Source organism: Streptomyces sp. SBT349 (assembly GCF_001083795.1).
Taxonomy (GTDB): domain Bacteria; phylum Actinomycetota; class Actinomycetes; order Streptomycetales; family Streptomycetaceae; genus Streptomyces.
The window spans coordinates 1-7,418 of record NZ_LAVK01000357.1 but is presented as its reverse complement, the minus strand read 5'-3'; the positions used below and the strand labels follow the sequence as shown (position 1 = coordinate 7,418).

General features: G+C 76.2%; 6 protein-coding genes. 4 read left to right on the top strand and 2 right to left on the bottom strand.

What is annotated here, in order from left to right:
- On the bottom strand, window positions 1-652 hold a 652-nt coding region (locus tag ADY01_RS29905), incomplete at its 3' end, for a sirohydrochlorin chelatase (protein WP_053171338.1).
- Between the two features lie 160 nt (window positions 653-812).
- On the opposite strand from ADY01_RS29905, the gene ADY01_RS29900 reads away from it, so the two are divergent.
- From ADY01_RS29900 to ADY01_RS29890, 3 genes are all read left to right on the top strand, one after another.
- Window positions 813-2,993, top strand: coding sequence for a molybdopterin oxidoreductase family protein (locus ADY01_RS29900; RefSeq protein ID WP_049579707.1), 2,181 nt, complete (start codon window positions 813-815; stop codon window positions 2,991-2,993).
- Window positions 2,994-3,033: 40 nt separating this feature from the next.
- A complete protein-coding gene (locus ADY01_RS29895) occupies window positions 3,034-3,426 on the top strand; it encodes a cupin (RefSeq protein ID WP_049579711.1) in 393 nt (130 codons plus the stop codon).
- 163 nt (window positions 3,427-3,589) lie between these two features.
- Complete coding sequence (locus ADY01_RS29890) at window positions 3,590-5,179, top strand: bifunctional phosphatase PAP2/diacylglycerol kinase family protein (RefSeq protein WP_063784411.1); 1,590 nt, start codon at window positions 3,590-3,592, stop codon at window positions 5,177-5,179.
- Between the two features lie 17 nt (window positions 5,180-5,196).
- Here ADY01_RS29890 and ADY01_RS29885 read toward each other — a convergent pair whose 3' ends face one another.
- The gene (locus tag ADY01_RS29885; protein ID WP_049579706.1) at window positions 5,197-6,165 is read right to left on the bottom strand and encodes an AraC family transcriptional regulator; all 969 of its coding nucleotides are present in this window, start codon (window positions 6,163-6,165) and stop codon (window positions 5,197-5,199) included.
- Between the two features lie 81 nt (window positions 6,166-6,246).
- On the opposite strand from ADY01_RS29885, the gene ADY01_RS29880 reads away from it, so the two are divergent.
- The gene (locus ADY01_RS29880) at window positions 6,247-7,131 is read left to right on the top strand and encodes an NmrA family transcriptional regulator (RefSeq protein ID WP_049579704.1); all 885 of its coding nucleotides are present in this window, start codon (window positions 6,247-6,249) and stop codon (window positions 7,129-7,131) included.
- The last annotated feature ends 287 nt before the right edge of the window (window positions 7,132-7,418 follow it).

Here is a 7,418-nt window from a genome sequence, read left to right as displayed (position 1 = left end):
GGTGGGCGCCGCCGAGCGCGGAGACGACGCCCGGGTAGGCCTCGGCGCAGCGGGTCGCGAAGAGCCCGGGGGCCGTGAAGCAGGAGGCGACGGCGACCCCCCGGTGGCCCTCGCCCGCCAGCGCCGCGACGGCCTCGGGGACGGTCGGGAACGCCGCCGACGCGTACGCGGGAAGGACCCGGGCGCCGCCGAGGCGGGCCGAGAGCATCTGGGCCGTGTAGCCGGTGCCCGCCGCGGACTCGGGGTCGAGCGAGCCCGCCGCGGCCAGCACCACCGCGTCGCCGCGCCGGTAGCCCGCCTCGACCAGACGGCTGTGCAGCGCCTCGGCCAGCAGCGGGTGGGGGCCGAGGCAGGCGGCGGTGGACACGTGCAGGCGGCGCCCCGCGGCGTGGGCCACGACGGCGGGGATGTCGTGCTTGACGTGGTACCCCCGGCTGAACAGCAGCGGCACCAGCACCGCCCGCCCGCGCAGCCGTGCCAGCGTGTCGGCCAGCGACGGCTCGTCCGTCTCCAGGTGGCCGAGCTCGACCGGCAGGCCGGGGCGCAGCGCGCGGATGAGCCGGATCAGTGAGCCGACCGCGCCTCGCGCCCGCGGATCGGGGGAACCGTGGGCGACGGCGACCAGGGTCGGCGCGGTGCTGATTGTGCTCATATCGTCAGCCTGGGCCCGCGGCATTGCCGTGGTGTTGCACGGGTGTCACCAACGGCGCCACCCTTCCTCACCGGCCGCCGCCGCGGCGGCTGAGGCGGTCGCACCGGCCGGGTAACGCGACGCGCCCGCCCGCGTAACACGCACGACGCATGATGCGCCCATGAGCACTGACGCCCCGGCCACGACCGACACCCACTGCCCGTACTGCGCCCTCCAGTGCGGAATGGGTCTCGCGCCGCGGGCGGACGGCGGCGGGCTGGAGGTGGTCGAGCGCGCCGCGTTCCCCGTGAACAGGGGCGCGCTGTGCGCCAAGGGCCGCACCGCCACCGAGGTGCTGGCGGCCGACGCGCGGCTGACCGAGCCGCTGGTGCGGCGGGAGCGGTCGGGCGAGCTGGCCCCCGCGACCTGGGACGAGGCGCTCGACCGCGTCGCCGCCGGACTCGCCGGGGCGCGGCGCCGCCACGGCCCGGACGCGGTCGGCGTCTTCGGCGGCGGCGGGCTCACGAACGAGAAGGCGTACGCGCTGGGCAAGTTCACGCGGCTGGTGCTCGGCAGCTCGCAGATCGACTACAACGGCAGGTTCTGCATGTCCTCGGCCGCGGCGGCGGGGACGCGGGCGTTCGGCCTGGACCGGGGGCTGCCGTTCCCGCTGGAGGACATTCCGCGCACCGGCTGCGTCCTGCTGGTCGGCTCGAACCTCGCCGAGACCATGCCGCCCGCCCTGCGCTACCTGACCGAGCTGCGGGAGAACGGCGGCACGCTGATCGTCGTCGATCCGCGCCGCACCAGGACCGCCGAGCAGGCGGACCTGCACCTCGCGCCGCGCCCCGGCACCGATCTGGCGCTGGCCCTTGGGCTGCTGCACCTGGTGGTGGCCGGGGGGCGGGTGGACGAGGCGTTCGTCGCGGAGCGGACGGCCGGGTGGGAGCAGGCGCGGGCGGCGGCGATGGCGCACTGGCCCGAGCTGGTGGAACGGATCACCGGCGTGCCCGTCCCCCAGCTCCGCGCGGCGGCGCGGATGTTCTGCGAGCCCGAGGCGGCGATGGTGCTGACGGCGCGCGGCCCCGAGCAGCAGTCGAAGGGAACGGACACGGTCGGCGCGTGGATCAACCTCTGCCTGGCGACCGGCCGCGCCGGGCGCCCGCTGTCCGGCTACGGCTGCCTGACCGGCCAGGGCAACGGGCAGGGCGGGCGCGAGCACGGCCAGAAGGCCGACCAGCTGCCCGGCTACCGCATGCTGGCGAACGAGGCGGACCGCGCGCATGTGGCGCGGGTGTGGGGCGTGGACCCGGCGACGCTGCCGGCGCCGGGCCGCAGCGCCTACGAACTCCTCGACGCGCTCGGCCGCGACACCCCCGACGGGGTGCGGGCGCTGCTGCTGATGGCGTCCAATCCGGTGGTCTCCGCGCCGCACGCCGCGCATGTGGAGGAACGCATGCGGGCGCTGGACTTCCTGGCCGTGTGCGACGTGGTGCTGTCCGAGTCGGCGCGGCTCGCGGACGTGGTGCTGCCGGTGACGCAGTGGGCCGAGGAGACCGGCACGCTCACCAATCTGGAGGGCAGGGTGCTGCTGCGCCGCAAGGCCGCCGAGCCGCCGCCCGGCTGCCGCAGCGACCTGGAGGTGCTGCGGGCGCTGGCGGCCAGGCTGGGGTGGGAGAAGGGATTCCCCGCCGAGCCCGAGGAGGTCTTCGAGGAGCTGCGCCGCGCCTCGGCGGGCGGCAGAGCCGACTACTCCGGCATCAGCTACCGGCGCATCGAGCGGGAGGACGGCGTCTTCTGGCCCTGCCCGGAGCGCGAGCCGGAGCGGGGCGCGGCGCACGCGCCCCACCCGGGCACCCCGCGCCTGTTCCTCGACCGGTTCGCCACCGAGGACGGGCGGGCGAGGTTCGCGCCGGTCACCCACCGGCCCGCGGCCGAGGAGCCGACGCCCGAGTACCCGGTGCTGCTGACGACGGGCCGGGTGCTGGCGCAGTACCAGTCGGGCGCGCAGACCCGGCGGGTCGGTGCGCTCAACGCCGCCGCGCCCGGCCCGTTCGTCCAGCTCCACCCGCGGCTGGCCGAGCGGATCGGCGCGGCCGAGGGCGACCGGCTCGCGGTGACATCGCGGCGCGGCCGGGCGGTGGCGCCGGCCCGCGTCAGCGGGGACATCAGGCCGGACACCATCTTCATGCCGTTCCACTGGCCGGGTGAGGGCCGCGCCAACACGCTGACCAACCCGGCGCTCGACCCGACGTCCCGGATGCCGGAGTTCAAGGTGTGCGCGGTGCGCGTGGAACTGGCGGACCCGGCGGAACCTGCGGAACCGGCGGATCGGGACGGCTCCGAGGGGCGGGCGGCCTAGCCGAGTTGCGGGGCGGGCGCCACCCGGCAGCATGGAGGTCATGACTGACCTGACCCAGGACGTGACCCAACTGGCCGAGCTCGCCGACGAACACCTCGCTCTGGCACGCGACGCGGAACACGGCCGCAGCGCCCATCTCTTCCTGCACGACGGGCCGTTGCGGCAGAGCGTCATCGCGCTGACCGCCGGTTCGGTGCTGGAGGAGCACAACGCGCCCCCGGCGTGCAGCCTCCACGTCGTGCGCGGGCGCGTGCGCCTGCTGTCGGAGGTGGGCGACGCGGAGCTGGCCGCCGGGGAGGTGATGCGCGTGCCCCAGATCAGGCACGGGCTCACCGCCGTGGCGGACGCCGTGATGGTGCTGACCACGGTGACCGCCAACCCCGAGCCCGTCGTCGTCTACGACACGCGCCGAACCGGCGGGAACTCCGCGTAGCCACCTCCCGCCGGAGGACGACCAGGAGTGCTGTCAGTGCCCGGGGGTAGGTTCGCCAGTGCACGGGACAAGGCACGGAAAGCATGACAGACACGGCAACGACGGCAACGACGGCGGGCACGGCTGATCACGTCGCGTGAGCGGCGCGGAGGGGGCGAGGGGAATGCGACGGCGGAGCGGGAACCTGGGGCGGCTGAGCCGTCTGGACCGGCGCGTCTTCGAGCGCGTCGCCGCGGCGCACCCGCCCGGCGTCCAGGCGGTGCTGCCCGCGCTGAGCCACGCGGCCAACCACGGGCGGCTCTGGTTCGCCGCGGGCGCGGCGCTCGCGGCGGCGGGCGGGCGGCCGGGGCGGCGTGCGGCGCTGCGCGGGGTCGCCGCGCTGTCGCTGGCCTCGTTCACGACGAACACGATCATGAAGTACGCGATGCGCAGGCAGCGCCCGCTGATCGACGCGGTCCCGCTGGCCCGCCGGCTCGCGCGCCAGCCGTTGACCAGTTCCTTCCCCTCCGGGCACGCGGCCTCGGCCGCCGCCTTCGCCACGGGCGTCGCGCTGGAGTCGGGCAGGCTGGGCGCGATGGTCGCGCCGGTCGCCGCCTCGGTCGCCGCCTCCCGGGTGTACGTGGGCGTGCACTACCCGTCGGACGTGGTGGCGGGCACCCTGCTGGGCGTGGGCGCCGCGCTGGCCACCGGGCACTGGTGGCCGCGCCGTCCGACCCCGGCGCAGCTGGTGCACCATCGCGCGCCGGCGCCCGCGCTCGACGAGGGCGCCGGGCTGGTCGTGGTGGTGAACGAGGGCGCGGGCCCCGGGGCGGCGGACGCGGACGCCGAGCGGCTGCGGGCCGTGCTGCCCAAGGCCCGGGTGACGCGGCGCTCTGGCGACGACGACCTGGTGGCGGTGCTGGAGGAGGCCGCGGCCGGGGCCGCGCGGGCGGGCGGCGCCCTGGGCATCTGCGGCGGCGACGGCAGCGTGAACGCGGCGGCGGCGGTGGCGGCCGGGCACGGGGTGCCGCTCGCGGTCTTCCCCGGCGGCACGCTGAACCACTTCGCGCTCGACACCGGCATACAGACCTTCGAGGACACGGCGGCGGCGATCCGCGAGGGGGACGCGGTCCGCGTCGACCTGGCGCGGGTCCGCCCGGCGGACGGGGCCGACGGCCCCACCCGCTACTTCCTCAACACGTTCAGCATCGGCCTCTACCCCGAACTGGTCCGCAGCCGCGAGAAGCTGGAGCGGCGCATCGGCAAGTGGCCCTCGGCCGCGGTCTCGCTGGCGCGGGTGCTGCGCACGGCACGGCCCCTGGAGATCAAGGTGAACGGCCGCCCGCGCCGGCTGTGGCTGCTCTTCGCGGGGAACGGGCTGTACTCGCCCGAGGGCTTCGCCCCCGCCCACCGCACCCACCTGGCCGACGGGCTGCTGGACGTGCGGATGGTCCCCGCGGACAAGCCGATGGCCCGCACCCGCACGGTGCTCTCCGCGCTGACCGGCACGCTGGGCCGCTCCCGCGTGTACGCGGCGGCGAGGCTGCCCGAGCTGCACCTGTCGGGGCAGGGCGACGGCACCCCGCTGGCCTACGACGGCGAGGCCGGGGAGGCGCCGACGGCGCTGCTGCTGGACAAGGTGCGGGGCAGCCTGACGGTCTACCGGCCGGTGCGTTCCGAGGAGGACGAGCTGAACCTGCTGCCCGCGCCCCGTCCCGAGCCCCCCTCGGTGGCGGGCTCGTACGGCGGCGCCTCGGTGCCGTCCTCGGCATAGCGCCCGCCGACGCCGCGCTACCCGGAGGTGCTGTCCGCCGGGACGGCCCCGGCCGGGCCCCGTGCGCGGTGCTCGCTGGGGCTGATGCCGCGCTCCCGCTTGAACGCGGTGCTCAGCGCGAACGCGCTGCCGTAGCCGACGCGGCGCGCCACCGCCTCGACGGTCAGGTCCGGGTCGCGCAGCAGCTCGGCGGCCATCTCCAGCCGCCAGCCGGTCAGATAGGCCATCGGCGGCTCGCCGACCAGCTCGGTGAAGCGCCGCGCCAGCGCCGCCCGTGACACCCCGGCCTTCGCCGCGAGACCGGCCACGGTCCAGGGGTGCGCGGGGTGGTCGTGGACGAGCCGCAGCACCTGCCCGACGGCCGGGTCCCCGTGCGCCCGGTACCAGGCGGGGGCCCGCGCCCCCGGCTGCGCGAACCACGCGCGCAGCACCGAGATCAGCAGCAGGTCGAGCAGCCGGTCGAGGAGGACCTCCTGCCCCGGCTCGTCCTTGACGATCTCGGCGGAAAGCATCGGCAGCAGCACCGCGTCCCAGTCGCCCTCGCGCAGCACGAGCACCCGGGGCAGGGCGCGCAGCAGCCGCGCGCTGACCTCCAACTGGAGCCGGTAGGTGCCGATCAGCAGCTCGGTCGGCCCCTCCGGGTCCGTCCCCCAGGTGCGCACGCCCAGGTCGAGCGCCTCGCACAGGTCCGTCCCGTCCAGGCCGACGCTGCATCCGCCGGGCAGGACGTCCGCCTCCGGCGCGGTGGCCGGGTCGTCCGCCACCGTGTACGGGGCGGGCCCGCGCACCACGGCGATGTCGCCCACGCCCAGCCGGACCGGCTCGCCGCCCTCGGGCAGGATCCACCCGCCGCCGCGCGTCACGCAGGCCAGCGTGAGCGGCGCCTCGTCCCGCACCCTGATGCCCCACGGCGGGGCCAGGACCGTCCGCAGCAGGAAGGCGCCCCTGGCCCGGGGCCCGTCGAGGAGGCTGGTCAGCGCGTCCATATGGATGAGCGTAGACGCACGCGCATGCGGGTGAGCCTGCCGACGATGGTCCGGCGGCTCGGGAGCGGGTGGAGTGGGGGCATGAGCGAAACATCCCTCGACAACATCCGTGCCGCCGAAGCGGCGACGATCGCGAACGGCCGGATCCTGGTCCTCGGCGCCACCGGCAAGACCGGCCGCCGCATCGCGGGGCGCCTCCCCGGGGCCCGCCTCGGCTCCCGCTCCGGCACCCCGCCGTTCGACTGGGAGAACCGCACCACCTGGGAGCCGGTCCTCGAAGGCGCCGAGGCGGTCTTCATGAGCTACTACCCGGACATCGCCGCCCCGGGCGCGGCCGAGACGATCGGCGCGTTCTCGGAACGGGCCGTGGCCCAGGGCGTGCGGCGCCTGGTGCTGCTGTCGGGGCGCGGCGAGGCCCGGGCGGAGGAGGCCGAGCGGGCGATGCAACGGGCCGGTGCCGCCTGGACGGTGCTGCGCGCGGCGTGGTTCGCCCAGAACTTCAGCGAGGACTTCCTGCGGGAGTCGGTGCTGGGCGGCGAGGTGGTGCTGCCCGCCGCGCCGGGGCTGCTCGAACCGTTCGTCGACGCCGAGGACATCGCCGACGTGGCGGTGGCCGCGCTGACCGACCCGCGCCACGCGGGCCGGGTGTACGAGCTGACCGGCCCCCGCCTGCTCACCTTCGGCGAGGCGCTGGGCGAGATCGCCGCCGCCACCGGCCGGGAGGTCCGCTTCCGCCCGGTCTCCCCGGTGCGGTACGCGGAGGTCCTGGCGGGTGCGGGGCTGCCGCCCGAGGCGGTGGCGCTGCTGACGGAGGTGTTCACGGCCGTGCTCGACGGGCGCAACGCCCGCGTGACCGCCGACGTGCCCACGGTCCTGGGCCGCCCCGCCCGGGACTTCAGCACCTACGTCGCCGACGCGACGGCCGGTGGCGCCTGGACCACCGCTGCCGCCGCCATCCGGGCCTGACGCGCCCTCCATGTTCCGGGTGGGGCGGCTTCTACGCCTGGCCTAGGTGGCGCGCGGTCTCCCGGGTATCTGTTTCGTGCGGATGCACGAAAAGAGGCACCTACGGGGGGAGGGTTCGTGGGTGTTCGCCGTCCCGGTGACCGGTCGGCTTGTGGGGTGGAAGAGGTGGGTGTCCGAACGGGCGCAGCGGATGGCGGTGGTCTTGGGTCGGTCTGCTTGTGGCGGGCTAGGGTGGCGCGCACCCTTCGGGCCTGCTCTGGCCGCACGTATTCGTCGTTACCCGCGCG